Here is a 25859-nt window from a genome sequence, read left to right on the forward strand (position 1 = left end):
ACACCGGCAGAGCGTGGGAAATTGAGCGGGCAAAAAGGTCGAAATTGGGCGTCAGGAAACGGATTTTTACGTGTCGGATATTTTGCGATACAGACGCCTCGGATGACCGATATTTCCGTACTGCATCTCGACACCGATAAAGCCCATTTCCACACAATATTCCAGATAGCGGCGTCCGGTGGTTTTGCTGATCCCGACCTCTTCCACTACCTGTTCAACCGACCAGCTGACGTCCGGTTTGGCGTTGAATACCCGCTGCACCAGTTCAAGCGTATTCGGCTCAATCCCTTTGGCGGAAGGGGCGGGCGGCGTATCGCTGGCGGGCAAATTGAATAACCTGTCGAGCGCACGCTGATCGACCACTTTCACATACCGCAGTGTTTCCACCAGTTGCATAAAACGCTCCAGCGAGCTGCGCAGGCGATGGAACGACACCGGTTTAATGATGTAATCGAATGCGCCGCTGCGCATCGCCTGGCTACAGGTTTGCATATCGCTGGCGGCGGTAATAAAAATCACCGAGCAGTCGAAGCCTTTCAGCAGTGGGCTGTCGATCAGATCCACGCCCTGACCGTCCGGCAAATAGTTATCGAGGAGGATCAGTCTTGGCTGATGCAAACGGAGTAACGAGCGCGCCTGTTCCAGGGTGGCGGCCAGACCGACCACACGCAGATTGAAATTTTGCTCGATAAAATCGCGGTGCAGACCGGCAAGATGCGGCTCATCTTCCACGATCACCACATCGAGTACGCTGAGGTTATTCATATTTCTTTCCTGTTAAGGCCTCCGCCGGGTACGGGATAAATACCGAAAATATCGTACCCTGCGGCGTATTGTCTGAGATTTCGATGCTGCCGCCCGCCTGACGGACATAACTTGCTACCAGATACAGACCGATGCCATGTTCCGCGCCCGTCATATCATCGCCGCTCTGCGGCTTGCTGGTGACGCCCTGCTCAAACAGGTGCGGCTTCAGCGCGTCATCCACGCCGCCGCCGCGATCGGCCACCTCAATCAGCAGCTCGTGATTTCTGTCAGAAATATACAGCTCCACCGGTGCGGGTGCGGTCTCCGCTTTGAGTGTGGCGTCCACGGCGTTATCCAGCAAATTGCCAATAACCGACATCAGCTCGGTTTCGCTGATGGCGGGCGGGATGCGCAACAGCTGACAGGCCGGATCGAATGCCAGCTCGACGCCTTTCTCGCGCGCGCTGACGTATTTACCCAGCAGCAGCCCGCACAGCGCCGGCGACGTGAAGCGCGCCGAGACGAAATCCAGCACCGCTTGCGCGCCTTCGGATTGCGCCTGAATGTAGCGCATCGCGTCGTCGTAGCGCTGCATTTGCAGCAAACCGGCCAGCGTCGCGGTCCAGTTCAGTTGCTCATGGCGCATGATGCGCAGACTGTCGGCGTAGCGTTTCACCTGGCTCAGCTGGCTGCTGAGCGTATTAATGTCGTTTTTATCGCGAAAGCTGAACACCCATCCGCTTTCCTTGCCGGGCTCCAGCTCGATAGGCACGCGGTTGACGATCACCTGCCGCTGATTGAGTACGGTTATCTGATCGTGACGGCTGCTGTTTTTGGCGGGAGAGGCGTCCTGAACGCCACTTTCGGTAAAGAACGTGGGTGGTGTCTCCAGCACGCCAGCCAGCGGTTTGCCGAGCAGTTCATTTTCCGGCTGGCGGATATCGAGCAATTCACGCGCCGCGCGGTTAATCAGAATCAGCTGCTTCTGGCCGTTAATGGCGAATACGCCTTCATACATCGCTTCCAGCAACGCTTTTTGCTGACGCACCAGCAATGCAATATCTTTCGGTTCCAGCCAGAACATCTGTTTTTTTACGTTGCGGCTAAAGATCCACGAGAAAATAAACAGCAGGATTAAAAGCAGCATGCCGTATAAACCCGCCTGCGCCAGACGGCGGCCATTAATATTGTCGATATAAGAAGTGAGATAACCGACAGAAACAATGCCGATCACCTGATGGCTGGCATTCAAAATCGGTGCTTTACTGCGTAATGAAACGCCGATGCCACCCTGACGCACCGAAATAATGGTTTTCCCGGCAAGGACTTCAGCGTTATCGCCGCCAATCATCGGCAGATCAATTCTCTCCGGTGATTCGGAATGATAAAGATGCCGCTCGCGGACGTCGCCAATCACAATATAACTGGCATCGCTTTGATCCCGCAGCGGCTGGATCAGGCGCGCAATTCCCACGACGTCGCGGTCAGCGACTTTTTGCGCCAGCCCCGGCATCAGCGCTATTTCACTGGCCTGAACCCGCGCCCGCTGGCCGAGATCGTGATGCAGTTGCCGGTCGATAACGTGAAACAAAATGGCGCCCAGCAGCGCTAAGAGCAGGCAGGAAAATAACACCAGAGATAAAAAGAGTTTTACCTGAAAAGGCAATCTGCGTTTCATACGACCCGCCACGGAAACTTCAAAAGACACATATCGAATAAGCGTATCACGGTGTAATCGGCATCGTAATCCGCCAAAAGCAGAGTTGTGAACAGGGAATTAAAAAGCCCTTTATTTCACGCAGTAATTACAGGGTTAATAAGGTTTTTTACTACTAATCCGGTAATCCTTATAAAGGAAGTAGCATTAACGCCATAAAAACCATAACAACCTTAATCCCTGCGAGTTTAATTTGAACAAACTCACATCCGTCCGACCGCTCTGTTTCTTATGCTGACCCTCTCAATATAAAAAGTATCGATAAGAAAAGGGCGATGTCATGAGCACAACCGACGATTCCTACATTGTTGTTGAAGACAGCAAAAAAACCGGACTCTCCGCCAGACAAAAGTGGTGGCACATTCTGGATAACTACAAGATAGGGATTATTCCGCTGCCTTTCTTTTTACTGGCGGGCGTGTTGATCCTGCTCGATTGCCTGAACGGTAAACTGCCCAGCGACATCGTGGTGATGGTTGCGACGCTGGCGTTCTTTGGTTTTGCCTGCGGTGAGTTCGGTAAGCGGTTGCCGGTGGTGGGTAAACTCGGTGCGGCGGCGATCTGCGCCACCTTTATTCCCTCGGCGATGGTGCACTACGGCCTGCTGCCTGACGTCGTGGTCGATTCCACGGTCAAATTCTACAAATCCACCAACATCCTGTATCTCTACATCTGCTGCATTATTGTCGGCAGTATCATGAGCATGAACCGTCAGGTGCTGATCCAGGGTTTTATGCGCATCTTTGTACCGATGCTGTGCGGTGAAATTGTGGGGATGATCGCCGGGATGGCGGTCGGCACTGCGCTGGGATTACCGCCGGTGCAAACCTTCTTCTTTCTGATCCTGCCGATCATGGCCGGCGGCGTGGGCGAAGGCGCGATCCCGCTGTCGATGGGTTACGCGACTATCTTGCACATGGAGCAGGGCGTGGCGCTCGGTCGTATTCTGCCGATCGTGATGCTCGGCAGTCTGACCGCGATCGTCCTGGCGGGCGTACTTAATCAGATCGGTAAACGTTATCCGCATCTGACCGGAGAAGGCACGCTGATGCCCGCCAGACAAGGCCATCTGGGCAGCGGCACCGACGAATTCAAAGGTAATCCCGGCGTTAACGCGCTGGCCTGCGGCGCGCTGCTGGCGATCCTGCTGTACATGGTGGGGATGCTCGGTCAGAAGTGGATAGGCCTGCCTGCGCCGGTCGGTATGTTATTTGCGGCAGTGGTGGTGAAACTGGCGAACGGCATTTCCCCGACCATTCAGCACGGCTCGATGGCGGTGTATAAATTCTTTCGCACGGCGGTCACTTATCCTGTGCTGTTTGCGGTGGGCGTGGCGATAACCCCGTGGCAGGAACTGATCGACGCCTTTACCGTGCAAAACCTGCTGGTGATTGTCACCACAGTGCTGGCGCTGGTGGCTACCGGTTTTTACGTCGGCAAGAAAATTGGCATGTACCCGATTGATGTGGCGATCGTTTCCTGCTGCCAGAGCGGGCAGGGCGGCACCGGTGACGTGGCGATCCTCACCTCCGGCAACCGCATGACCCTGATGCCATTCGCGCAAATTGCGACCCGCATTGGCGGTGCGATCAACGTTTCTGTTGGGCTTTTCGTGCTGGCGAAGTTCTTCTCCTGATGCCTTCCCCAATCCCTTCAGCGGAAGGGATTGGTTTCCCGATAGAAAATAGGGAATGTCCTTTATTGGACTCGTTTTTGAGTGGTGATTTTTTAAGCTGCGGTTATTATTTGCGCACTCAACGACGAGTCACCCGCCCCGTTTGCTGGTTCCCAGGTAAGGACGAGTTATATTTCAATAAAAGAAATCACGCATGTTTCGTTTTAAAAATTTCACCTCTGCATTATCCGTATCGTTTTTCTTATTGTTCAGTACGTATTGCTCCGCGTTTGATTTGCCGAAGCAATTTTCAGAAATTGGCAAAAATCATTTTTATCAAACAGAATTGCTTGATGTGAACCCATCCCCGGTATACGAAGGCAATACGGGTAAGTCCAAAAATATCAAAGCGGCCCTGCTTTCCCAGTATTCACGCTGGAAAGGTACGCAGTATCACTGGGGCGGCACCACGCACCGCGGCGTCGATTGCTCCGCGCTGATGCAACATATTTTCAATGATTCCCTGCACACCGAACTGCCGCGCACCACGTTTGAACAAATCAAAAATGGCACCAAGGTGAATAAAAATAATCTTAAGCCTGGGGATTTAGTGTTTTTCAAAACCACGCCGGGCGATCGCCACGTCGGGGTATATATCGGTGATGACCAGTTTATTCACGCGTCCAAAATACAAGGCGTCACAATCTCATCACTGAATAATCAATATTGGGTAGATCACTACGAAACGGCGCGACGTTTAGAGCTGACGGCCTAGTAGACTTTATTTGCAGAAGAGGCGGATAAAACGTTTATCCGCCTGCTGTTTGATTAATGCTTTATTTATCTGAAGATGCCTGCCACAGATTCAGTTCCCCGTCTGCAACGTGTTTATCGATTGCCGCCAGTTCCTCCGCGCTGAAACGCAGATTGTCCAGCGCCTGCACGTTTTCATCCAGTTGCTCAGGGCGGCTGGCGCCAATCAGCACCGAGGTCACGCGGTCATCTTTCAGCAACCAGCTCAGCGCCATCTGCGCCATTGTCTGGCCGCGTGCCTGCGCCATCTCGTTGAGCAACCGCAGACTGTTCAGGTTAGCATCGGTGAGCATGTTGGCATTCAGTCCGCGCACCTTATTTCCTTCGACCTGCATCCTTGAACCGTCCGGAATACCGTTGAGGTATTTACCGGTCAGCAACCCCTGCGCCAGCGGTGTGAAGGCAATGCAGCCTGCGCCGTTTTGCTCCAGCGTATTGAGTAATCCGCTCTTATCGACCCAGCGGTTTAGCAAATTGTAAGACGGCTGATGGATCAGCAGCGGTACTTTCAGTTCGCGTAACAGCTCAGCCATTTTCTGCGTGCGCTCCGGCGAGTAAGACGAAATCCCGACATACAGCGCCTTGCCGCTTTGCACGGCGTAAGCCAGTGCGGCGGCGGTTTCTTCCATCGGCGTTTCTTCATCTACGCGGTGCGAATAGAAGATATCGACATAATCGAGCCCCATGCGTTGCAGGCTTTGATCCAGGCTTGCCAGCAGATATTTGCGGGAACCGCCTGCGCCGTAAGGGCCAGGCCACATGTCATAACCGGCTTTGGTGGAGATGATCAGCTCATCGCGATACGACGAAAAATCCTGACGCAGCAGCTTACCGAAATTCTCCTCTGCCGAACCCGGCGGTGGCCCGTAATTATTGGCCAGATCAAAATGGGTGATGCCTAAATCAAAGGCTTTTTGCAGCAAGGCGCGTTGCGATTCCAGCGGGCTGACGTGACCGAAGCTGTGCCACAGGCCAAGAGAAAGAGCAGGGAGTTTGAGGCCGCTTTGGCCGCAGCGGCGAAATTGCATGGTTTCATAGCGCGAGGGTGAGGCGTTGTAGGGCATGATGTTTCCTTTTTGAATGCGTAGGTTTTTGAAACACTGTTCCTATACTAACGCTCAGAGCAATAAGGGCAACACCGGAATACTGTTCGACTCACTCCCCTGCGAAGGGGGGGAGCATAGACAAACCCGTCCAGTCGCAAGGGGCTACTTAGAAATCCCAGTCCTCATCTTCCGTATTGACCGCCGTGCCAATCACATACGATGAGCCCGAACCCGAGAAGAAGTCGTGGTTTTCGTCGGCGTTTGGTGACAATGCGGAAAGGATCGCCGGATTGACGTCCGCCATGCTGGCCGGGAACAGGGCTTCATAGCCGAGATTCATCAGCGCTTTGTTGGCGTTATAGTGCAGGAATTTCTTCACGTCTTCGCTCCAGCCGACGCCGTCGTATAACTCCTCGGTGTAGCGGATCTCGTTGTCGTACAAATCCTGCATCAGATCAAACGCCTGCTCTTTGATCTGCCGCTGACGCTCTTCGCTTTCCAGCGCCAGCGCTTTCTGGAATTTATAGCCGATGTAGTAACCATGCACGGCTTCATCGCGGATGATCAGACGGATCAGATCGGCGGTGTTGGTCAGCTTGGCGCGGCTCGACCAGTACATCGGCAGATAAAAACCGGAGTAGAACAGGAAGGATTCGAGGAACACGCTGGCGACTTTCTTCATCAGCGGATCTTCGCCGTCGTAGTATGAAAGAATGATCGCGGCTTTGTTTTGCAACGCGACGTTTTCCTCACTCCAGCGGTAGGCTTCGTCTACGTCCACGGTGGCGCACAGCGTCGAGAAGATCGAACTGTAAGAACGCGCATGTACCGCTTCCATAAAGCAGATATTTGAGTACACCGCCTCTTCGTGCTGCGTCACCGCATCTTTCATCAGCGTCGGCGCACCAACCACGTTTTGCACGGTGTCGAGCAGCGTCAGGCCGGTAAACACGCGGATGGTCAGCTGCTTTTCCTGCGCATTGAGCGTCGCCCACGACGGAATATCGTTGGAGAGCGGCACCTTTTCCGGCAGCCAGAAGTTGGAGGTCAGACGGTTCCACACTTCGAGGTCTTTATCGTCCTGAAGTTTGTTCCAGTTAATCGCTTTGCTTACCGGCTGTGGCACCAGCAGTTGTTTAATTCCACTCATATTTCTTCCTTAAAGCGTGCAGGACACGCAGCCCTGAACTTCGGTGCCTGCCAGCGCCATCTGACGCAGACGGATGTAATAAATAGTCTTGATGCCCTTACGCCACGCGTAAATTTGCGCTTTGTTGATGTCGCGCGTGGTGGCGGTATCGCGGAAGAACAGCGTCAGCGACAGCCCCTGATCGACGTGCTGCGTGGCTTGGGCGTAGGTATCAATAATCTTTTCCGGGCCGATTTCGTAGGCATCCTGGTAGTAATCCAGATTGTCGTTGGTCATAAACGCTGCCGGATAATACACACGACCAATTTTGCCCTCTTTGCGGATTTCCACGCGGGACACAATCGGGTGAATACTCGACGTCGAATTATTGATATACGAAATCGAACCGGTCGGCGGCACCGCCTGCAAATTCTGGTTATACAAACCGTGCTGCATGACCGAGGTTTTCAAGTCCGCCCAGTCTGCGGTGGTCGGGATGGGGATCCCTGCATCCGCGAACAGCTCACGTACGCGCCCGGTTTTTGGCTGCCATTTATCTGCCTGCGCGTCATCGACGTATTTGTCGAAATAGGCGCCGCTGGCGTAGGTTGAATCCGCAAAACCTTTGAAGGATTGCTGGCGCTCGATGGCTATCTGATTCGAGGCGCGGATCGCGTGGAACGCCACGGCGCAGAAGTAGATATTGGTGAAATCCAGACCTTCTTCGGAACCGTAATAAATTCGCTCGCGGCACAGATAGCCGTGCAAATTCATCTGGCCGAGGCCGATGGCGTGCGAATCCTGATTCCCCTGGTCGATAGACGGCACTGAGCGAATGTGGCTCATGTCAGATACCGCCGTCAGCGCCCGCACCGCCATTTCTACGGTGTTACCGAAATCCGGTGAATCCATCGCTGAGGCGATATTCAGCGAGCCGAGATTACAGGAAATGTCTTTGCCAACCTGCTGATATGACAAATCTTCGCCGTAAATCGTCGGCGAATTCACCTGTAAAATTTCCGAACACAGGTTGCTCATGTTGATGCGACCTTTGATCGGATTGGCACGGTTAACCGTATCTTCAAACATCATGTACGGATAGCCGGACTCGAACTGAATCTCTGCCAGAATCTGGAAGAACTCGCGGGCGTTGATCTTGGTTTTGTGAATGCGCTTGTCATTCACCATCTCGCGGTATTTCTCCGTGATGCTGATTTCAGACATCGGTACGCCGTAAACTTTCTCGACGTGGTACGGCGAGAACAGGTACATGTCTTCGTTATTTTTCGCCAGTTCGAAGGTGATATCCGGAATAACCACGCCGAGCGACAGCGTTTTGATGCGGATTTTCTCGTCGGCATTTTCGCGTTTGGTATCAAGGAAACGCAGAATGTCCGGATGATGCGCGTTGAGATAGACCGCGCCCGCGCCCTGACGCGCACCGAGCTGGTTGGCGTAGGAGAACGCATCTTCCAGCATCTTCATTATCGGGATCACGCCGGAAGACTGATTTTCGATGCGCTTAATCGGCGCGCCGACTTCACGGATGTTGGTCAGCATAAAGGCTACGCCGCCGCCGCGTTTAGACAGTTGCAGCGCCGAGTTCACCGAGCGGCCTATGGATTCCATGTTGTCTTCGATACGCAACAGGAAGCAGGAGACCAGTTCGCCGCGCTGTTTTTTACCGCAGTTGAGGAACGTCGGCGTCGCGGGCTGGAAGCGACCAGAAATGATCTCATCCACGAAATGCCCGGCAAGCTGGATATCGCCGCGCGCCAGCGTCAGCGCCACCATGCACACGCGGTCTTCGTAACGCTCAAGGTAACGCTTGCCGTCGAAGGTTTTCAGCGTGTAGCTGGTGTAATACTTGAATGCGCCCAGAAAGGTCTGGAAGCGGAATTTTTTGGTGTAAGCCTGTTTGAATAACGCCTTGATGTCGTCGAAAGCGTACTGGTCTAATACGGCGGCTTCGTAATAGCCCTCTTCCACCAGATAGCGTAATTTCTCCGCCAGATTGTGGAAAAACACCGTGTTTTGATTCACATGTTGCAGAAAATACTGACGCGCAGCCAGCCGGTCTTTATCGAACTGGATGCGGCCTTCGGCATCGAACAGATTCAACATGGCGTTGAGCGCGTGATAATCGGGGCTGGAGGTGTCCGCCTCGGTAAGATTCAGTTCTGTCGTTGCCAAAATTCAGTAACTCCCTGTGTAACCTTTGCAACGTCTTCCGGCGTACCCAGCAATTCAAAGCGATACAGGTAAGGTACCTGACACTTCTGGGCGATGATGTCACCGGCTATGCAATACGCTGCGCCGAAATTGGTATTCCCGGCGGCGATAACGCCGCGGATGAGTGAACGGTTATGTTCATCGTTCAGAAAACGGATCACTTGCGTTGGCACCGCGCCTTTGGCCGACCCGCCGCCGTAACTCGGCACCACCAGAATGTACGGTGAAGTCACGCGCAATTTTTCGGGCTGACGGTTAATCGGAATGCGGATCGCCGGCAATCCGGTTCTGCCGACGAAGCGATGCGTGTTTTCGGAACTGCTGGAGAAATAGACCAACGGATTCATCCGCCGGTCCTCAGAACGCGTTCTGGAGCTGGCGCAGTTCGCTGATTTTGTCGGGACGGAAACCGGACCAGTGATCGTCACCGGCGACAATCACCGGCACCTGCTGATACCCCATCGCACGAACCTGGCCGAGCGCCTGCGCATCCTGAGTCAAATCGATCACTTCATAAGCGATGCCATGTTTATCTAATGCACGGTAAGTCGCATTGCACTGGACACAGTCTGGTTTACTGTAAATAATAATGCTCATGATTCGTATTTCCATTTGGTAAGAAATCAGAGACAATTTTTGCCTGACCGCTGCGGCGCTGCTTCAGCCGGGGATCAGGCGCGAGAGTCGGTGCCTTCATGGCGTCCCGATGGATTGAATACTAGATGTGGTGATTAAAATATTCAACCACACAATATGTAGATATTTTAAAAATGCTTATTGCAAAAACGACAAAGCCCGCAGGATGCGGGCTGTAGGACGAAAACTATTTCCAAGCTTAAAAACTAAGCGATGAGATTACTGGCGCATACCGACGGCCAGACGATTGAACGCATTCATCACCGCAATTGCGAAGGTCAGTTCTGAGATTTCCACCTCGCTGAACTGCGCTTTCAGCGGTTCAAAGGCGCTGTCCGGTGCGCCGGTCACCGCCACCAGAGTGACCGATTCCGCCCATGCCAGTGCCGCACGTTCGCGCTCAGAATACGCATGGCTCACCTGCCATCCTGCCAGCTGATCCAGCCGGGTCTGAGCCACGTCCATTTTGCGCAGTGCCTTCGAGTGCATATCCAGACAGTAGGCGCAGCCGTTGATCTGTGAGACGCGCAGGAATACCAGTTCGATAATCACATTATCCAGCGGACCTTTTTCCAGCGCGCCGAGTGCTGCTTTCATCGGTTCCATGACGGATGAAGACAGGGTGAAGTAAGGCAGGCGAAGCGTAGTCATAATGATTTCCTCTGGGATTTTTGAAGTCACTTTTTAAGTAAACGGTGACGCGCAGCGCGTCTCAATGCCCGCTACTTTACCCGCCGTATGGTCTATACTACAGAGCCATAAAATGTCTCTTTAAGCAGGTCATGATGAGCCGCTTCAGCCTCGCCTTTCACCTCGATCCTAAGCTCAACGCGCCGCTTTATCGGCAGATTTATCAGCGAGTGAAAGCGGCTATTATGGAAGGACAGCTGGCGCGCGGCAGCCGCGTGCCTTCCGTACGTGCGCTGGCCAGCGAACTGGGCGTGGCGCGCGCCACGGTGGAAAATGCGTATGGCCTGCTGACCGCTGAAGGTTTTCTGCAAAGCCGCGGCCAGGCGGGAACGGTGGTCAGCGCGCCGGAAAGCTTATCCGCACCTGCGCCTTCGCCGGTGCGTGAAAGCAAGGCGCGCAGGCCGATCAACCCGATGTTGCCTTCCGTCTCCTCGCTGCCTTTTCAGCTCGGATTACCCGCGCTCGACGCTTTTCCCCGCGCCATCTGGTCACGCATTGTCTCGCGGCAAATCCGTCATACCGCCATTAACGATCTCGGGCACCCACCGCTGACCGGCGTTGAATCGCTGCGCCATTCTATTGCGCGCTACCTGCAACTATCCCGTGGATTCACCTGCCGCCCGGAACAGATTTTTCTCTGCGCCGGTTATGCGCCGGTGCTGGATCTGATCATCGGCAGCCTGCTACAACCGGGTGACGGGGTATGGCTTGAAGACCCCGGCTATCCGGTGACGCAGGCATTTTTTCGCGCGGCGGGTGCCGTGCCGATGGCGGTGAATGTCGATGACGAAGGAATGAACGTGCCGCAGGCGGTGAAAGAGCATCCGCTGGCGCGTTTTGCCGTGGTGACGCCTGCGCATCAAAGCCCGACCGGCGTAACCATGAGCCTCTCGCGACGCATGGCGTTACTTGACTGGGCGGCCAGACAGCAGGCGTGGATCATCGAAGACGATTACGACAGCGAATTCCGTTATCACGGCCAGCCGCTGCCTTCGCTGAAAAGTCTGGATACGCAAGGGCGCGTGATTTACGCCGGAACGTTCAGCAAAGTGATGTTCCCGGCGCTGCGCTGTGGCTACGTGGTGGTACCGGAAAGTCTGGTGGAAAAACTGGAGGCTTACTCCCCGCTGCGGATCTGCGGCACGCCGCCTTTAGTGCAAAGCAGCATTGCAGAATTTATCGAGCAGGGGCATTTTTACCGACACCTGAAACGAATGCGTCAGTTATACGCGGAGCGTCGTGGCTATCTGAAACAGGCGCTGACCGCGGCCTTTGGGGCAGACGTGTTGCAGGTGACGGAGCAGGCCGGCGGCATCCAGCTGTGTGCCAGACTCAATGCAAATCTTAATGATGCGGCCATCGCCAGGCGCGCACGCGAGCAGGGGCTGGCAGTGCAGGCATTGTCCGACTGGCAGGTTTTACGCCGCGAGCGGGGCGATGCCTTGCGACCAAACGGTTTGCTGATGGGATTTCCAAACATCACCTCACCGCAAGAGGCGCAGGCGCTGGCCGCACGGCTGTCGGCGGTGGTTTGCGCAAATCAGAAATAGAAAACGGAGCCCGTGGGCTCCGTCGTCTTTTTAGCAATCACGCAGCAATGAGGGGCGCTGCGTTGGTGTCTGAGTAATCCCGACACAGGAATAGACACCTTAAATTGCTCTTTCGTGACTAGCGACGTCCCAGCAGGACACCGATCACAATACCGATTGCAGCACCGGCACCGACGCCATACCACGGATTATCTTTCACATAATCATTGGCCTGGGCAGCGGCATCACGAGCGTGCTGACTGATTTTATCGCCGTTAAAACGGGCACGTGTATCACGTAAAACGCCCTGAGCTTTGCTGCGAAGTTTGTCCAATTCATCCTTGGATTTACTGCCCGCAGACTGAAGCACTTCATCCAGCGTGTCAGCCAGTAAGGTCACGTCCTGATCAATGCTTTTTTCTACTTTATCTGTTTTCTTATTAAACATTCGGTCTCTCCTTGTTGAACGATATTTTTCAGTTTTTTACTGACTTTTAAAACTGATGCTTAAAGCATAGACCAAAATCCTGTACCAGATGGTTCTTCGAGAACATATGCCTGTATTTTCGGGGGTAAACAGGCCATGAGGCGGGTCAAAAAACTCAGGTGTGACGCGGCTTTACGTGACGCGGATCAGATTTTTCCGCAAGTGAGTTTGACGTTACAGGCGATAACATTTTTACCCCGTTTAACCGGCAAAACCCGTTTATACTGTTGATTCCACTCTCAGTGTTCACATCCGGTTTGCCCATGTCTTTAAGTACGCTTCGCTCAAATCTTCAGCTCAATAAACGCATTTTGTCGTTTATGCTTTTCACCTTTGTCGTCTATCTGACGATTGGCCTGCCGCTGGCCGTTTTACCGGGGTTTGTACATAACACCCTGGGTTATAACTCGGTGCTGGCCGGCCTGATTATCAGCGTCCAGTATTTCTCAACGCTGGTCAGTCGCCCTCACGCCGGACGTTATGCCGACCAGCTTGGCCCGAAACGAGTGGTGATTTTCGGGCTGATCTGCTGCGGCATGAGCGGTGTGTTCTACGCGCTGGCGTTTATTTTTGCGCACTCTCCGCTGGCGAGTTTACTGCTGCTGTGCGTGGCGCGAGTTTTCCTTGGCGTCGGAGAAAGTTTCGGCAGCACCGGTACCACGCTGTGGGGGATCGGCGCGGTGGGTGCGAAACACACGGCGCGGGTGATTTCATGGAATGGTGTGGCGACTTACGGCGCGATGGCCGTCGGCGCACCGCTGGGCGTAATACTCAATCATGGTTTCGGGCTGGCGGGCGTGGCGGGAGTTATCGTCATCGCCGTAGTCATTGCTGCCGTCGTCGCCTGCGGCAAAGCGGCAATTTCGGTCACGGCAGGCAAGCGGATCGCCTTCAAATCGGTGGTCGGGCGGATTTGGCTCTATGGTCTCGGGCTGGGTTTTGGCACCATCGGTTTTGGGGTGATCGCCACCTTTATTACGCTTTACTACGCCGATAAAGGCTGGAGCGGCGCGGCATTTACGCTCACCTTATTTAGCCTCGGTTTTGTCGGCACACGTCTGGTGTTTGGCAATGCGATCAACCGGTTTGGCGGCTTACGCGTGTCTCTGGTGTCGTTTGTCTTTGAAATTGCAGGCTTACTGATGATCTGGATGGGAACCGATCCTATCACTGTGCAGCTCGGCGCTTTCCTCACCGGCTCCGGGTTCTCACTGGTTTTTCCTGCGCTCGGCGTAGAGGCGGTCAAACAGGTGCCGCCGCAGAATCAGGGAACGGCGCTGGGGCTCTATTCGGCATTCCTTGATTTAGGGCTGGGGATCACCGGGCCAGTTGCAGGCTTACTGATCGCGCATCTGGGGACGCCGTCGATTTATCTGGCCGCTGCGTTTATGGTGGTGATTGCGTGGCTGCTGACACTCAGACTCTGGTTGCAAACTTCGCGTAAACCCTCGGCCAGTTAGCCCTTTTGGCGTGTTTAGATAAATCCTAAATGCGCCAAAATTGGGGATAAAGGCATTGTCTGGCAGAGTTATTGCGGTAAGGTCGCCTTGCGGTTAAAGAAGCGAGGAGCAACCATGTATTTACGGCCAGATGAAGTGGCACGCGTTTTAGAAACATCAGGGTTTGAGCGCGATTATATTGATGATAAAGCTTACGGTTATCGCCGTGGCGAGTACTACGTGTATGTGAACCGGGAAGCGCGGTTTGGCCGGACTGCCCTGGTAATACACCCAGCGATGAAAGAACGCAGCGAGCGTTTTGCCGAGCCTACCGCGTCGTTTCGCAGCAGCGATGCCTACAAGAACTTCCCGTTGGACGTCTCCAGCGAAAACGAAACCTACTACGGCATTTGCCACGGTTTCAGCTCACGTCAGATCCTGGCGAGTTATCTGGATAACGTGTTCAGATGATGAGTTTCAGGTAACCAGTCTCTGATCGATGACGAGAAAAAGCCGCTGATTCAGCGGCTTTTTTGCATCTATACCAGATGGATCTGATTATAGGTTTCGTTGTAATCGCGGCGGAACTGCGCCAGTTCGAAAGGTTCGATATCCAGCTCTGCGAAGTAAAACAGCGCCAGCTCGGCGTGTTCGCTGCTCAGCTGCGGCGGCAGATGCGCGCGCACCAGAATGTTGCGCCAGCGGACAATATTTTCAGCCGACGCATCTTTGATAAACGTGTGATAGATAAAGACGACGTAAGCCGCTTTGCGGATCTCCTCCGCATACCCGCCGCTTATCGAGCGGATAAACATCTGGCTCTGTCGTTTGCCCATCTCCAGCAGCATGGAATCAATATAAACCGGTTTTATTTTCAACAGACTGGCGAGTGACTCATTCGCTTTACGAGTGTCTGCTGTCATGAACCAATAACCCACAATAAAAACCACAACAATTGCAGCAAGCATAATCCATATCATTCTGGACCCTGGCCTCCGGCCTTTTCTGGCGTGATGTGAAAGGTGCATGCAACACCCGATGCTGCGAGTTTATCTGCTAATGGAAAGAAATACGTGCAGGCGTGACAAAGAATTTGCGCTCCGTGCGATGCAAAGCCCTCACGGAGCGCATTCAGGCTATTAATGCGCCGGCGTCTGCGCGCACAGATACTGGTAAATCTGCTGCGTATCTTTGTCAGAACACAGGCGCGTGCCCATGTTCAGCGTGGCCGCGCTGCCAGCGGCTACGCCAAAGCGCACGATATCGAGCAGGTCAGCACCTTCGGCCAGTTTGAGCGTCATCGCGCCAACCATGCTGTCACCCGCGCCGACGGTACTCATCTTTTTCACCGGCGGAGGCACCACCTGAAACGATCCCTGGGCGTCCACGGCCAGTGCGCCCTGAGGTCCGAGGGAAACGACCACGCGTTCAGCGCCACCTTCACGGATGATTTGCTGCGCCGCCGCCAGCACATCACCCGGATTTTCCAGCGGATGACCGACCAACGCCGACAGCTCGTTCTGGTTCGGTTTCACTAACGCCAGACCGCCAATTTTCAGGCCAGCCGCCAGCGCTTCACCGGAGCTGTCGAGAATGCAGCGCAATCCGGCCTGCTGGGCCTTGCGGATAAGCCCGGTCAGCGCGCTGATGTGCGTGCCCGGCGGCAGGCTGCCGCTGATGACCAGAGTTGAACCGGCCGGGATGCTTTCGACTTTGGCACTCAGGCTGGCGAACTCGGCTTCGGTCAGGCGTGCGCCTGGCATCACGAAGCGGTATTGCTCGCCGGTAGTTTCGGTGTGAACGTGCAGGTTCTGCCGCGTCCAGTCCTGCGTTTCCAGCGTGTCTGTGGTGATCCCTTCATCTCGCAGCAACTGCGCCAGATGCGCGCCGGTCGGGCCGCCCACCGGGAACAGCGCCGTCGCCTGTCCGCCGAGATGTACAATGGCGCGAGCGACGTTGATCCCGCCGCCGCCCGGCTCGAATACCGGCGCGGTACAGCGCAGTTTGCCTTCCGGATAAATCTTTGGAGTAAGCGTGGCGCTGTCCAGTGACGGAGCCAGAGTGAGCGTTACAATTTTGGTCATTTTCGTTCCCTCATTTTTCCAAAAACTCATCTGAGAGTACCACCCTGAGAGGTTTTAGCAGCCCCTGATTGAGGGTTTAACGCGCCAGATCAAACCTGCTTGCGACATGGCTGCCTGTCACTGTAAGGTCACTTCGTGTTCTTTCAATCCGTGTAAAAATGCGTGTGTAAATGCATGAACGTTAAGGGAGTCAACGATGGCAAGAAACATTGAAATCAAAGCAAAGGTTGATGATTTTTCGGCGCTGTATGAAAAGCTGGCGCTGATAAGCGACGGCCTGCCGGACATTATTGATCAGGACGACACCTTTTTTATCTGCCCGCACGGGCGTCTGAAATTACGTACGCTGGCGGCAGATCGCGGTGAGCTGATTTTTTATCAACGCCCTGACCAGGCTGGTCCGAAAACCAGTTTTTACCAGCTTTCTGAAACGCATGATCCCGACAGTCTGCGCGAAACCCTGACGCTGGCTTATGGCGCGGCCGGTCGGGTGATTAAGCAGCGCACGTTGTTTATGGCCGGGCAAACCCGTTTGCATCTGGATCGGGTGAAAGGGCTGGGGGATTATCTGGAGTTTGAAGTGGTGCTCGCAGAGAACGAAACGCCAGAAAAGGGCATTGCGATTGCAGAAGATTTACTTGAGCGGCTGGGTATCGATCGTCAGGAACTGGTGGATCAGGCCTACGTCGATTTACTGAGACAGAAGGGTAAACATCACGAAGACTAACCGCGCCGGAACCGAAATATTTGCCGCCTTCTCATTGCTGAGATGAAGGCGGCAACGGAGCGTTTTAAGCGGTTACTTAGTTTCTTCCAGCGAGTACGGCAGTGGCTGAATGCTCAACTGGCTGGCCGCATCTTCACGAACGCGAAGATGGGTATCAGCTTCCAGATCATTATTCAGCACCGCCTGAACCCAGACGGTGCCGTCGTTAAGCTGCACCGCTGCTAATACCGTGCCGGTTCGGCGCCAGTTCTCACCGAGCTGCATCTCAAGATCGTCTGCCGGAGCCGGTACTTTGCTGGCTTTTCCGGACAACCAGAACAGCGCACGTTTATTGGCGCCACGGTATTTCGCGCGCGCCACCATCTCCTGACCGGCGTAGCAGCCTTTAGTGAAGCTGATGCCGTCGAGCGCCTGAATATTGGTCGCCTGCGGAATAAACTGCACCGCGTTGACGCTGTCAATTACCGGGAAACCGGCCTCAATATCCAGCGCCAGCCACTGCTGGCTGTCATTGCGCTGCGCCTGTTCACCCAGCTCTTCCACCACCTGACGGGATTTTTCCGGGCTGGTGATAATCAGAAAACGTTCGGCAGGCAGCGAAAAATGCAGCAGGGTCGTTTCATCCTGTTGCACCACCGGCTGCTCAGCGGTCGGCAGCGTCGAGAACAATCCGGTCAGCGCAGCGCTGGCCTGAAAACCGGCTACGCCAAGCAGGACCACGTCGTCATCGGCGGTAAAGGTGATTTTGGAAAACACCGCATACTTTTTAATTTCAGCTAACTGTGTATCGCGCAGGTTACGGCGTTCAAGATATGCCATTCCGTCGCCGCGTTTGAACAGGCGCAGGTTGCTCCACATTTTGCCTTTGGCATCACAGTGCGCACAGAGCACATGATGATCGGCAGCCAGCGCATCGACGTCGGCTGTGACCTGACCTTGCAGATATTTCATTGTATCCGCGCCAGTCATGGTGACCATCGCCCAGTCTTCCAGCGAAATCAGAGTGAGGGGCAGATGGGAAGACGCTGAAGGTTTTTGCGGTGGAAACGGAAATTCGTGAGCCATTTTCTTATCCCGGTCTATGAAATGTGACTGATGCCTCATGGTAAAAGAGGCCACCGCCTTTGAAAACAGTTATTGGTGCCTTTTACGGGATGCCTTCCGGAGAATGTAAACAGGGCGACAGGTTTGCATCAGGATTTACGGCACATCACGTAGATTGACAAAACAAGGCAGCGAAAAGTTACTTTACAGGCCAAGCGGCTGTTAGAATCGAAAAAATTCCTGTTTCGTCCCTACAAAAGAGTCTCGTTATGGAAAGCAAAAACCAACTGGATATCAATAACAGATCACGAATTCACTGGGCCTGTCGTCGCGGAATGCGCGAGCTGGATATCTCAATTATGCCCTTTTTCGAGCATGAATATGATTCGCTCAACGATGTAGATAAAACCTTGTTTGCCCGTCTTCTGACCAGTGATGATCCCGATTTATTTAACTGGCTGATGAATCATGGCGCACCACAAGACGCTGAATTACAACGCATGGTCGCGCTCATTCAGACACGAAATAAAGACCGTGGCCCTGTGGCGATGTGATTTACGGGTGTCATGGCGCAGTCAATTAATTTCACTCGGCAGCTACGGCGGCGTGATGTTACTGATTTTGCTGGCACCCTGGCCCGCAGGCTATTGGCCCGCCTGGATGACCTTGCTGTTGCTGGTGCTGTTTGAATGCATCCGCAGCCAGCGGCGCATCACAGCCCGCACCGGTGAAGTGATTTTGCTCGATGAGGAGCGTCTTTTATGGCGCGGTCATGAATGGCAGCTTCGCCATCCGGTGTGGATGGTCAGCCACGGTGCGCTGCTTTCTCTGCGGCGTGAAAAACGTAAAGGCGGTCTGGCGCAGGCAATGCGCAGTTCACGGCACCGTTTGTGGTTAGCATCGGACAGCATGAGTGTGGAGGAGTGGCGGCGTTTGCGCCAGATACTGCTCAACAGCCGCCCTCCTGGCCCGGAGAGATAGGGCTGAAGGCGGCGCTGAAACGTCTTAAAGGTTACAGCAGGGCGTCCATTTCCAGCAGGATCTGCTCACACCACTGTTGCAGGCGTTCGTCGGTGAGATCGAACTGATTCACATCGTCGAGCGCCAGCCCGACAAAATGTTTGCCGTCCGCACTCAGCGGTTTAGGGCTGGTGAATTCAAAACCTTCCGTCGGCCAGAAACCAATAAACTTAACGCCCATTGGCACCAGCTGGTGGTACAACATGCCCAGCGCATCGAGGAACCATTCGCTGTAACCGAGCTGGTCGCCCATGCCGTACATCGCCACAATCTTGCCACGCAGTTTAAGCGTAGGTAGTTGATTCCAGACGGCTTCCCAGTCTTCCTGGATCTCGCCGAAATCCCATGTCGGGATACCGAGGATCAGGACGCTGTAATCTTGCATTTTGTCCGGATCAACGTCTTTCAGGTTGTGCAAATCCACCAGTTCTTCGCCCAAAATATCGCGAATTTTCTCCGCGGCCATTTCGGTGTAGCAGGTGCTGGAGCCGTAGAAAAGTCCAATCTTCATACTTGTTGCCATAACGTCAAAAGAATACGAATGGCATGGAGTGTAGCAGATTTGGGCTGTATTCCGTCATAATGGCATCGTTCGCCCATCGCGCGGTGTGCACTTGTGCAAAAGGAATCAGGATGCCAAAACAAGATAATGTGATCCGTCAGGGGGATAACCCTGAGCCGGCTGGCGAAGCGGTCAATCAGGCCGACCAGAGCCTGATGGAACAGTTTCTTGATACGTTGTGGATTGAGCGCAACCTCGCAGAAAATACGCTGGCGTCCTACCGTCAGGATCTGAAATCCCTGAGCGGCTGGCTGCACCACAACAACACAGATTTGCTGAACGTGAGCGCCGAAGACCTGCAAGCTTTTCTCGCCGAGCGGGTGGAAGGCGGTTATAAAGCGACCAGCTCGGCGCGTTTACTCAGCGCGATGCGCCGCTTGTTCCAGTATATGAACCGCGAATCCGTTCGTCAGGACGACCCGACGGCGCTGCTTTCTTCGCCCAAATTGCCGCAGCGCCTGCCAAAAGATCTCAGCGAAGCGCAGGTCAGTTCACTGCTCTCTTCCCCGAGCGTCGATGTGCCACTCGAACTGCGCGACAAGGCCATGCTCGAACTGCTGTATGCCACCGGTTTGCGTGTTTCCGAACTGGTCGGGCTGACGCTCAGTGATATCAGTCTGCGACAGGGCGTGGTACGTGTCATTGGTAAAGGAAACAAAGAGCGACTGGTTCCGATGGGAGAAGAAGCCGTGTACTGGCTGGAGAATTATTTTGAGCATGGAAGGCCGTGGCTGCTGAACGGACAATCGCTCGATATTGTTTTCCCGAGCAATCGCGCTCAGAAAATGACCCGTCAGACGTTCTGGCATCGCATCAAACACTATGCGATCCTTGCGGGTATTGATGCAGAGCGATTATCTCCCCACGTATTACGCCACGCTTTTGCCACTCATTTGCTTAACCATGGCGCGGATTTGCGCGTGGTACAAATGTTGTTAGGTCACAGTGACTTATCGACCACTCAAATTTATACGCATGTAGCGACTGAACGACTCAAACAGCTACATCAACAACATCATCCCCGCGCATGATGCCGGGAAAAAGGACGAAATGATGAAAAAAGGTTTACTGCTGCTCACCCTGATTACCGTGTGTATGAGCTCCGCGGTGCATGCTGATGATGCGGCAATCAACGCCACGCTGAATAAACTGGGCATGAAAAATGCCGATATTCAGCAGACACCAGTCAACGGCTTGCGCGCTATTTCTACCGACAGCGGCGTTATCTACATTACCGAAGATGGCAAACACGTTTTGCAGGGGCCGATGTATGACGTCAGCGGCGCTCAGCCGGTCAACGTGACCAATCAGGCTTTGATGACAAAGCTGGAAGCGCTGAAAAAAGAAATGATCGTCTACAAAGCCAAAAACGAAAAACACGTGATCACCGTGTTTACCGACATCACCTGTGGTTATTGCCACAAACTGCATCAGCAGATGCAGGACTACAACGATCTTGGCATCACCGTGCGTTATCTGGCTTTCCCGCGTCAGGGACTGAACTCGAAGACCGAGAAAGATATGCAGTCGATCTGGTGTACCGGCGACCGCAATACCACCTTTGATGCGGCCATGCGTGGCGACGACATCGTCGCGGCAAGCTGCAAAACCAGTGATATTGCGAAACACTTTGAGCTGGGCGTCCAGTTGGGCGTAACCGGGACGCCGGCAATCGTGCTGCAAGACGGTACCTTGATCCCGGGCTATCAGCCGCCAAAAGAAATGGCCGCGATGCTCGACAAGCGCAATCCTTCAAATAAAACCGGTGGTTGATTTTTCGTGACCTTGCAGACTCAACTACGCCGCCGTGAGGCCGCGACCGGCGTGGAACTCCCCGCCGAACTTTCTCCGTTACTACGCCGTTTGTATCTCTCTCGTGGGGTGAAAGACAGTCAGGAACTGGAGCGCAGCGTGCGCGGCATGCTGCCTTATCAGCAACTTGATGGCATCGATGACGCTGTGAAACTGCTGCAAAAAGCGCTCACCGAGCGGCTGCGCATTATCATCGTCGGGGATTTTGACGCCGATGGCGCGACCAGCACCGCGCTCGCGCTGCTCTCGTTGCGTAGTATGGGCTGCGGGAATATCGATTTTCTGGTGCCCAACCGTTTTGAAGACGGTTATGGCCTGAGCCCGGAAGTGGTGGAGCAGGCTGCTTCGCGCGGTGCCGAGCTTATTCTGACCGTCGATAACGGCATTTCTTCGCACGCGGGCGTCACGCTGGCGCATGAGAAAGGCATTCAGGTGCTGGTCACTGACCACCATCTGCCGGGCGAGACCTTGCCCGATGCTGAAGCGATCATTAACCCGAATCTGCACGGGTGCGCGTTTCCCTCCAAATCGCTGGCGGGCGTTGGCGTGGCGTTTTACCTGATGCTGGCGCTGCGCAGTGCGCTTCGTGACAGCGGCTGGTTCGAGCAAAACGGCATCACGCCGCCGAATCTGGCGGAACATCTGGATCTGGTGGCGCTGGGTACCGTGGCGGACGTGGTGCCGCTCGATGCCAATAACCGCATCATGGTGTACCAGGGACTGAACCGCATTCGTGCGGGCAAATGTCGCCCCGGTATACGCGCGCTGCTGGAAGTCGCAGGCCGCGAAGCCCGCACCCTGGGCGCCAGCGATTTAGGGTTTGCGCTCGGGCCACGGCTCAATGCCGCCGGGCGACTTGACGATATGTCTGTCGGCGTGGCGCTGTTGCTCACCGAGGACATCGGACAAGCGCGCGCGCTGGCCAGCGATTTAGATGCGCTGAACCAGACCCGCCGCGAGATTGAGCAGGGGATGCAGGTTGAGGCGCTGGCGCTGTGCGATAAACTCGAGCGCGGAACCGATGCCTTGCCGTTCGGGCTGGCGATGTACCATCCGGAATGGCATCAGGGCGTGGTCGGCATATTGGCTTCGCGCCTGAAAGAACGTTTTAACCGCCCGGTGATTGCATTCGCACCGGCGGGCGAGGGGATTCTTAAAGGTTCTGGCCGTTCGATTGCCGGTTTGCATATGCGTGATGCGCTGGAGCGTCTCGACACGCTCAATCCCGGCCTGATGATGAAATTCGGCGGGCACGCCATGGCCGCCGGTTTATCACTCGAGGCGTCAAAGTTCGATGAATTCCGTGACCGTTTTGCTGAACTGGTGGGCGAATGGCTGGATCCGTCGTATCTGGAAGGCGTGGTGTGGTCGGACGGTGAACTGGCCGCGCAGGAACTGACGATTGATACCGCTGAAATGCTGCGTGACGGTGGCCCGTGGGGGCAGTCGTTCCCCGAACCGACGTTTGACGGCACGTTCCGGATCCTGCAACAAAAGCTGCTGAAAGAGCGTCATCTGAAACTGATGATTGAACCGGTTGGCGGCGGACCGCTGCTTGACGGCATCGCGTTTAATATCGATCCGACGTTCTGGCCTGACAGCAGCATCCGCGAAGTGCAACTGGCCTACCGGCTGGATATCAATGAATTCCGTGGAAATCGCAGCGTTCAGCTGATCATTCAACATTTGTGGCCGAAATAAGCCCGTTTCGGTCAGAATAAACCCGGCAAAAATACGGCTCGTTGCTATAAAAAGACTGCTAATTCCGTTAGAATCTGCGGTTCGAATGGCATTGGGCCAACTCCGAATCTAACGTAAGACGCGAAAAAATCATGTTTGAAATTAATCCGGTAAAAAACCGCATTCAGGACCTGTCCGAGCGGACAGTCGTTCTTCGGGGGTATCTTTGACTATGATGCCAAGAAAGAACGCCTCGAAGAAGTAAACGCCGAGCTTGAACAGCCGGACGTGTGGAACGAACCTGAACGCGCACAGGCGCTGGGTAAAGAACGTTCCGCGCTGGAAGCCATCGTTGAAACCATCGACCAGCTGTTGCAGGGCGTCGAAGACGTGACCGGCTTGCTGGAACTGGCGGTTGAAGCCGAAGACGAAGACACGTTCAACGAAACTGTGGAAGAAGTCGATCAGCTGACAGCCAAGCTGGAACAGCTTGAATTCCGCCGCATGTTCTCCGGTGAATACGACAGTGCAAGCTGCTACCTCGACATTCAGGCCGGTTCCGGTGGTACGGAAGCGCAGGACTGGGCGAGCATGTTGCTGCGTATGTATTTGCGCTGGGCAGAAGCCAAAGGCTTCAAAACGGAAGTGATTGAAGAGTCTGACGGCGAAGTCGCAGGCCTGAAATCCGCCACTATCAAAATCATCGGTGACTATGCGTTTGGCTGGTTGCGTACCGAAACGGGTGTTCATCGCCTTGTGCGTAAAAGCCCGTTTGACTCCGGCGGCCGTCGTCATACGTCTTTCAGTTCCGCGTTTGTGTACCCGGAAGTGGACGATGACATTGCTATCGAAATCAACCCTGCCGACCTGCGTATCGACGTCTACCGCGCGTCAGGTGCGGGTGGTCAGCACGTCAACAAAACGGAATCTGCGGTACGTATTACCCACCTTCCGACCAACATTGTGACCCAGTGTCAGAACGACCGCTCCCAGCATAAAAACAAAGATCAGGCCATGAAGCAGATGAAAGCCAAGCTTTATGAGTATGAGATGCAAAAGAAAAATGCGGATAAACAGCAGCTGGAAGACAACAAGTCTGACATCGGCTGGGGTAGCCAGATTCGTTCTTACGTGCTGGATGATGCCCGTATCAAAGATTTGCGCACAGGTGTCGAAACACGAAATACGCAGGCCGTGTTGGATGGCGACCTGGATAAATTCATCGAAGCCAGTTTGAAAGCCGGGTTATAAGGAACCAACATGTCTGAACAACAATCGCCTGCTGAGCAGCAGCCAACAGAGAACGTCCCTGATCTTAACAACGAGCTGAAAGCCCGTCGTGAGAAGCTGGCTTTGCTGCGCGAAGCGGGTAACGCGTTCCCGAACGATTTCCGTCGTGACAGCATTTCTGACGATCTGCACGCCCAGTATGGTGAAAAGACCAACGAAGAGCTGGAAGCGTTAGACATCACCGTTACCGTCGGTGGCCGTATGATGACCCGCCGTATTATGGGCAAGGCGTCCTTCGTGACTCTGCAGGACGTCGGTGGCCGTATCCAGCTTTACGTTGCCCGTGACGATCTGGCGGAAGGTGTTTACAACGAACAGTTCAAAAAATGGGATCTGGGCGATATCCTGGGTGCGACCGGCAAGTTGTTCAAAACCAAGACCGGCGAACTGTCGATCCATTGTTCTGAACTGCGTCTGCTGACCAAAGCGCTGCGTCCGTTGCCGGACAAATTCCATGGCCTGGCGGATCAGGAAACCCGTTACCGTCAGCGTTACCTCGATCTTATCGCTAACGATGACTCGCGCAAAACCTTCAAGATCCGTTCTCAGATCATGTCTGGTATCCGTAGCTTCATGGTGGAAAACGGCTTCATGGAAGTCGAAACCCCAATGATGCAGGTGATCCCAGGCGGCGCTGCGGCGCGTCCGTTCATCACGCATCACAACGCGCTCGACATCGACATGTACCTGCGTATCGCGCCGGAACTGTATCTGAAACGTCTGGTGGTAGGTGGCTTCGATCGCGTGTTCGAAATCAACCGTAACTTCCGTAACGAAGGCGTTTCTCCGCGTCACAATCCAGAGTTCACCATGATGGAACTCTACATGGCGTACGCGGATTACAAAGATCTGATCGTTCTGACCGAAACCCTGTTCCGCACGCTGACCGAATCGGTTCTGGGCAGCAGCGTTGTGCAGTACGGCGAGCAGACGTTTGATTTTGGCAAACCTTTCGCCAAGCTGACCATGCGTGAAGCGATTTGCAAATACCGTCCTGAAACCAACGTTGCCGATCTTGATGATCTGGCCAAAGCGACGGCTATTGCAGAATCTATCGGTATCAAAATCGAGAAGAGCTGGGGTCTGGGCCGCATCGTAACCGAAATCTTCGAAGAAACCGCTGAAGCACAGCTGATTCAACCGACCTTCATCACCGAGTATCCGGCAGAAGTTTCTCCGCTGGCGCGCCGTAATGATGAAAACCCAGAAATCACCGATCGCTTTGAATTCTTCATCGGCGGCCGCGAAATCGGTAACGGTTTCTCCGAGCTGAACGATGCAGAAGATCAGGCACAGCGTTTCGCGGATCAGGTTTCTGCGAAAGATGCAGGCGATGACGAAGCGATGTTCTACGACGAAGACTATGTGACTGCGCTGGAACATGGCCTGCCACCGACGGCGGGTCTGGGCATTGGTATCGACCGTATGGTGATGCTGTTCACCAACAGCCATACCATTCGCGACGTTATCCTGTTCCCGGCAATGCGTCCGCAGACTCAGAAGTAAGCGGGTTAAGAAATACAGAAGGGCGCTCCGGCGCCCTTTTTTACATCTGTCATT

At 54.3% G+C, this 25859-nt stretch carries 26 protein-coding genes; 13 read left to right on the forward strand and 13 right to left on the reverse strand.

Annotated elements, in window-relative coordinates; genetic code table 11:
- Window positions 1-66: 66 nt before the first annotated feature.
- Both TU92_RS07540 and TU92_RS07545 read right to left on the reverse strand, forming a co-directional pair.
- Window positions 67-765, reverse strand: coding sequence for a response regulator (locus tag TU92_RS07540; RefSeq protein WP_112165827.1), 699 nt, complete (start codon window positions 763-765; stop codon window positions 67-69).
- Window positions 758-2425 (reverse strand): ATP-binding protein, encoded by a 1668-nt coding sequence (locus TU92_RS07545; protein ID WP_112165829.1) that lies wholly within the window; start codon window positions 2423-2425, stop codon window positions 758-760. Before TU92_RS07545 ends, TU92_RS07540 begins: the two co-directional genes overlap by 8 nt.
- Before the next feature lie 319 nt (window positions 2426-2744).
- Here TU92_RS07545 and TU92_RS07550 point away from each other — a divergent pair, with 319 nt between their 5' ends.
- Together TU92_RS07550 and TU92_RS07555 are read left to right on the forward strand one after the other, a co-directional pair.
- The gene (locus tag TU92_RS07550; protein ID WP_112165831.1) at window positions 2745-4100 is read left to right on the forward strand and encodes a 2-hydroxycarboxylate transporter family protein; all 1356 of its coding nucleotides are present in this window, start codon (window positions 2745-2747) and stop codon (window positions 4098-4100) included.
- A gap of 193 nt (window positions 4101-4293) precedes the next feature.
- Window positions 4294-4854 carry an NlpC/P60 family protein gene (locus TU92_RS07555; RefSeq protein ID WP_112165833.1) on the forward strand — a complete coding sequence of 187 codons (561 nt, stop codon included), beginning with the start codon at window positions 4294-4296 and terminating at the stop codon, window positions 4852-4854.
- 61 nt (window positions 4855-4915) lie between these two features.
- Here TU92_RS07555 and TU92_RS07560 read toward each other — a convergent pair whose 3' ends face one another.
- The 6 genes from TU92_RS07560 to TU92_RS07585 form a co-directional block, all read right to left on the reverse strand.
- Entirely contained in the window at window positions 4916-5956 is a 1041-nt protein-coding gene (locus TU92_RS07560; RefSeq protein ID WP_112165835.1) for an aldo/keto reductase, read from the reverse strand.
- Between the two features lie 148 nt (window positions 5957-6104).
- Window positions 6105-7088, reverse strand: a complete 984-nt coding sequence (gene nrdF, locus TU92_RS07565) for a class 1b ribonucleoside-diphosphate reductase subunit beta (protein ID WP_112165837.1) — start codon at window positions 7086-7088, stop codon at window positions 6105-6107.
- Window positions 7089-7097: 9 nt separating this feature from the next.
- Window positions 7098-9260, reverse strand: a complete 2163-nt coding sequence (gene nrdE / locus TU92_RS07570) for a class 1b ribonucleoside-diphosphate reductase subunit alpha (RefSeq protein WP_112165839.1) — start codon at window positions 9258-9260, stop codon at window positions 7098-7100.
- Window positions 9242-9646 (reverse strand): class Ib ribonucleoside-diphosphate reductase assembly flavoprotein NrdI, encoded by a 405-nt coding sequence (nrdI, locus tag TU92_RS07575; RefSeq protein WP_112165841.1) that lies wholly within the window; start codon window positions 9644-9646, stop codon window positions 9242-9244. Before nrdI ends, nrdE begins: the two co-directional genes overlap by 19 nt.
- Window positions 9647-9656: 10 nt before the next feature.
- A complete protein-coding gene (nrdH, locus tag TU92_RS07580; RefSeq protein ID WP_112165843.1) occupies window positions 9657-9896 on the reverse strand; it encodes a glutaredoxin-like protein NrdH in 240 nt (79 codons plus the stop codon).
- Window positions 9897-10154: 258 nt separating this feature from the next.
- Window positions 10155-10586 (reverse strand): carboxymuconolactone decarboxylase family protein, encoded by a 432-nt coding sequence (locus TU92_RS07585; RefSeq protein WP_112165846.1) that lies wholly within the window; start codon window positions 10584-10586, stop codon window positions 10155-10157.
- Window positions 10587-10720: 134 nt separating this feature from the next.
- Between TU92_RS07585 and pdxR the strand changes: the two genes are divergently transcribed.
- Entirely contained in the window at window positions 10721-12175 is a 1455-nt protein-coding gene (gene pdxR / locus TU92_RS07590; RefSeq protein ID WP_112165848.1) for a MocR-like pyridoxine biosynthesis transcription factor PdxR, read from the forward strand.
- 118 nt (window positions 12176-12293) lie between these two features.
- On the opposite strand, the gene TU92_RS07595 is transcribed toward pdxR, so the two are convergent.
- Window positions 12294-12602: an ElaB/YgaM/YqjD family protein gene (locus TU92_RS07595; protein WP_112165850.1), complete on the reverse strand. Its 309-nt coding sequence runs from the start codon at window positions 12600-12602 to the stop codon at window positions 12294-12296.
- Window positions 12603-12904: 302 nt separating this feature from the next.
- On the opposite strand from TU92_RS07595, the gene TU92_RS07600 reads away from it, so the two are divergent.
- On the forward strand, window positions 12905-14101 hold the full coding sequence (locus TU92_RS07600; protein WP_112165851.1) for an MFS transporter: 1197 nt from the start codon (window positions 12905-12907) through the stop codon (window positions 14099-14101).
- A gap of 114 nt (window positions 14102-14215) precedes the next feature.
- Entirely contained in the window at window positions 14216-14551 is a 336-nt protein-coding gene (locus TU92_RS07605; RefSeq protein ID WP_112165853.1) for a DUF2002 family protein, read from the forward strand.
- Window positions 14552-14619: 68 nt separating this feature from the next.
- Here TU92_RS07605 and TU92_RS07610 read toward each other — a convergent pair whose 3' ends face one another.
- Together TU92_RS07610 and pfkB are read right to left on the reverse strand one after the other, a co-directional pair.
- On the reverse strand, window positions 14620-15060 hold the full coding sequence (locus TU92_RS07610) for a DUF1198 domain-containing protein (protein ID WP_112165855.1): 441 nt from the start codon (window positions 15058-15060) through the stop codon (window positions 14620-14622).
- A 159-nt stretch (window positions 15061-15219) separates the two neighbouring features.
- Entirely contained in the window at window positions 15220-16164 is a 945-nt protein-coding gene (pfkB, locus tag TU92_RS07615) for a 6-phosphofructokinase II (RefSeq protein ID WP_112165857.1), read from the reverse strand.
- A gap of 196 nt (window positions 16165-16360) precedes the next feature.
- Between pfkB and TU92_RS07620 the strand changes: the two genes are divergently transcribed.
- The gene (locus TU92_RS07620) at window positions 16361-16891 is read left to right on the forward strand and encodes a class IV adenylate cyclase (RefSeq protein ID WP_112165859.1); all 531 of its coding nucleotides are present in this window, start codon (window positions 16361-16363) and stop codon (window positions 16889-16891) included.
- A gap of 72 nt (window positions 16892-16963) precedes the next feature.
- On the opposite strand, the gene ygfZ is transcribed toward TU92_RS07620, so the two are convergent.
- Complete coding sequence (gene ygfZ, locus TU92_RS07625; protein ID WP_112165861.1) at window positions 16964-17956, reverse strand: tRNA-modifying protein YgfZ; 993 nt, start codon at window positions 17954-17956, stop codon at window positions 16964-16966.
- A gap of 266 nt (window positions 17957-18222) precedes the next feature.
- Here ygfZ and sdhE point away from each other — a divergent pair, with 266 nt between their 5' ends.
- Entirely contained in the window at window positions 18223-18489 is a 267-nt protein-coding gene (gene sdhE, locus TU92_RS07630; RefSeq protein ID WP_112165969.1) for an FAD assembly factor SdhE, read from the forward strand.
- Window positions 18470-18916: a protein YgfX gene (locus tag TU92_RS07635; protein WP_112165863.1), complete on the forward strand. Its 447-nt coding sequence runs from the start codon at window positions 18470-18472 to the stop codon at window positions 18914-18916. The genes sdhE and TU92_RS07635 overlap by 20 nt, the downstream gene beginning before the upstream one ends.
- Window positions 18917-18947: 31 nt before the next feature.
- On the opposite strand, the gene fldB is transcribed toward TU92_RS07635, so the two are convergent.
- Window positions 18948-19466 (reverse strand): flavodoxin FldB, encoded by a 519-nt coding sequence (gene fldB / locus TU92_RS07640; protein ID WP_112165866.1) that lies wholly within the window; start codon window positions 19464-19466, stop codon window positions 18948-18950.
- 122 nt (window positions 19467-19588) lie between these two features.
- Between fldB and xerD the strand changes: the two genes are divergently transcribed.
- The 5 genes from xerD to lysS all read left to right on the forward strand — a co-directional run bounded on the left by xerD (window position 19589) and on the right by lysS (window position 25805).
- On the forward strand, window positions 19589-20548 hold the full coding sequence (xerD, locus tag TU92_RS07645) for a site-specific tyrosine recombinase XerD (protein WP_112165868.1): 960 nt from the start codon (window positions 19589-19591) through the stop codon (window positions 20546-20548).
- Window positions 20549-20570: 22 nt separating this feature from the next.
- On the forward strand, window positions 20571-21290 hold the full coding sequence (gene dsbC / locus TU92_RS07650) for a bifunctional protein-disulfide isomerase/oxidoreductase DsbC (RefSeq protein ID WP_112165870.1): 720 nt from the start codon (window positions 20571-20573) through the stop codon (window positions 21288-21290).
- A 6-nt stretch (window positions 21291-21296) separates the two neighbouring features.
- Entirely contained in the window at window positions 21297-23030 is a 1734-nt protein-coding gene (gene recJ, locus TU92_RS07655) for a single-stranded-DNA-specific exonuclease RecJ (RefSeq protein ID WP_112165872.1), read from the forward strand.
- 131 nt (window positions 23031-23161) lie between these two features.
- A protein-coding gene (gene prfB / locus TU92_RS07660; protein WP_112165874.1) for a peptide chain release factor 2 occupies window positions 23162-24260 on the forward strand; the annotation gives its coding sequence in 2 pieces (ribosomal slippage) (window positions 23162-23236 and window positions 23238-24260; 1098 coding nt in all).
- Between the two features lie 9 nt (window positions 24261-24269).
- Entirely contained in the window at window positions 24270-25805 is a 1536-nt protein-coding gene (lysS, locus tag TU92_RS07665) for a lysine--tRNA ligase (RefSeq protein WP_112165875.1), read from the forward strand.
- Window positions 25806-25859 lie beyond the last annotated feature (54 nt).

Source organism: Rahnella inusitata (assembly GCF_003263515.1).
GTDB lineage: Bacteria > Pseudomonadota > Gammaproteobacteria > Enterobacterales > Enterobacteriaceae > Rahnella > Rahnella inusitata.

Bases quoted from the DNA above. Each gene is read 5' to 3' on its own strand.
- nrdH (WP_112165843.1), bottom strand. From the start codon at position 9,896: ATGAGCATTATTATTTACAGTAAACCAGACTGTGTCCAGTGCAATGCG.
- ygfZ (WP_112165861.1), bottom strand. From the start codon at position 17,956: ATGGCTCACGAATTTCCGTTTCCACCGCAAAAACCTTCAGCGTCTTCC.
- TU92_RS07620 (WP_112165859.1), top strand. From the start codon at position 16,361: ATGGCAAGAAACATTGAAATCAAAGCAAAGGTTGATGATTTTTCGGCG.
- TU92_RS07585 (WP_112165846.1), bottom strand. From the start codon at position 10,586: ATGACTACGCTTCGCCTGCCTTACTTCACCCTGTCTTCATCCGTCATG.
- nrdI (WP_112165841.1), bottom strand. From the start codon at position 9,646: ATGAATCCGTTGGTCTATTTCTCCAGCAGTTCCGAAAACACGCATCGC.
- TU92_RS07595 (WP_112165850.1), bottom strand. From the start codon at position 12,602: ATGTTTAATAAGAAAACAGATAAAGTAGAAAAAAGCATTGATCAGGAC.
- dsbC (WP_112165870.1), top strand. From the start codon at position 20,571: ATGAAAAAAGGTTTACTGCTGCTCACCCTGATTACCGTGTGTATGAGC.
- TU92_RS07555 (WP_112165833.1), top strand. From the start codon at position 4,294: ATGTTTCGTTTTAAAAATTTCACCTCTGCATTATCCGTATCGTTTTTC.
- TU92_RS07560 (WP_112165835.1), bottom strand. From the start codon at position 5,956: ATGCCCTACAACGCCTCACCCTCGCGCTATGAAACCATGCAATTTCGC.
- TU92_RS07540 (WP_112165827.1), bottom strand. From the start codon at position 765: ATGAATAACCTCAGCGTACTCGATGTGGTGATCGTGGAAGATGAGCCG.
- TU92_RS07545 (WP_112165829.1), bottom strand. From the start codon at position 2,425: ATGAAACGCAGATTGCCTTTTCAGGTAAAACTCTTTTTATCTCTGGTG.
- nrdF (WP_112165837.1), bottom strand. From the start codon at position 7,088: ATGAGTGGAATTAAACAACTGCTGGTGCCACAGCCGGTAAGCAAAGCG.
- xerD (WP_112165868.1), top strand. From the start codon at position 19,589: ATGCCAAAACAAGATAATGTGATCCGTCAGGGGGATAACCCTGAGCCG.
- TU92_RS07605 (WP_112165853.1), top strand. From the start codon at position 14,216: ATGTATTTACGGCCAGATGAAGTGGCACGCGTTTTAGAAACATCAGGG.
- TU92_RS07550 (WP_112165831.1), top strand. From the start codon at position 2,745: ATGAGCACAACCGACGATTCCTACATTGTTGTTGAAGACAGCAAAAAA.
- lysS (WP_112165875.1), top strand. From the start codon at position 24,270: ATGTCTGAACAACAATCGCCTGCTGAGCAGCAGCCAACAGAGAACGTC.
- TU92_RS07610 (WP_112165855.1), bottom strand. From the start codon at position 15,060: ATGATATGGATTATGCTTGCTGCAATTGTTGTGGTTTTTATTGTGGGT.
- TU92_RS07600 (WP_112165851.1), top strand. From the start codon at position 12,905: ATGTCTTTAAGTACGCTTCGCTCAAATCTTCAGCTCAATAAACGCATT.
- fldB (WP_112165866.1), bottom strand. From the start codon at position 19,466: ATGAAGATTGGACTTTTCTACGGCTCCAGCACCTGCTACACCGAAATG.
- pfkB (WP_112165857.1), bottom strand. From the start codon at position 16,164: ATGACCAAAATTGTAACGCTCACTCTGGCTCCGTCACTGGACAGCGCC.
- pdxR (WP_112165848.1), top strand. From the start codon at position 10,721: ATGAGCCGCTTCAGCCTCGCCTTTCACCTCGATCCTAAGCTCAACGCG.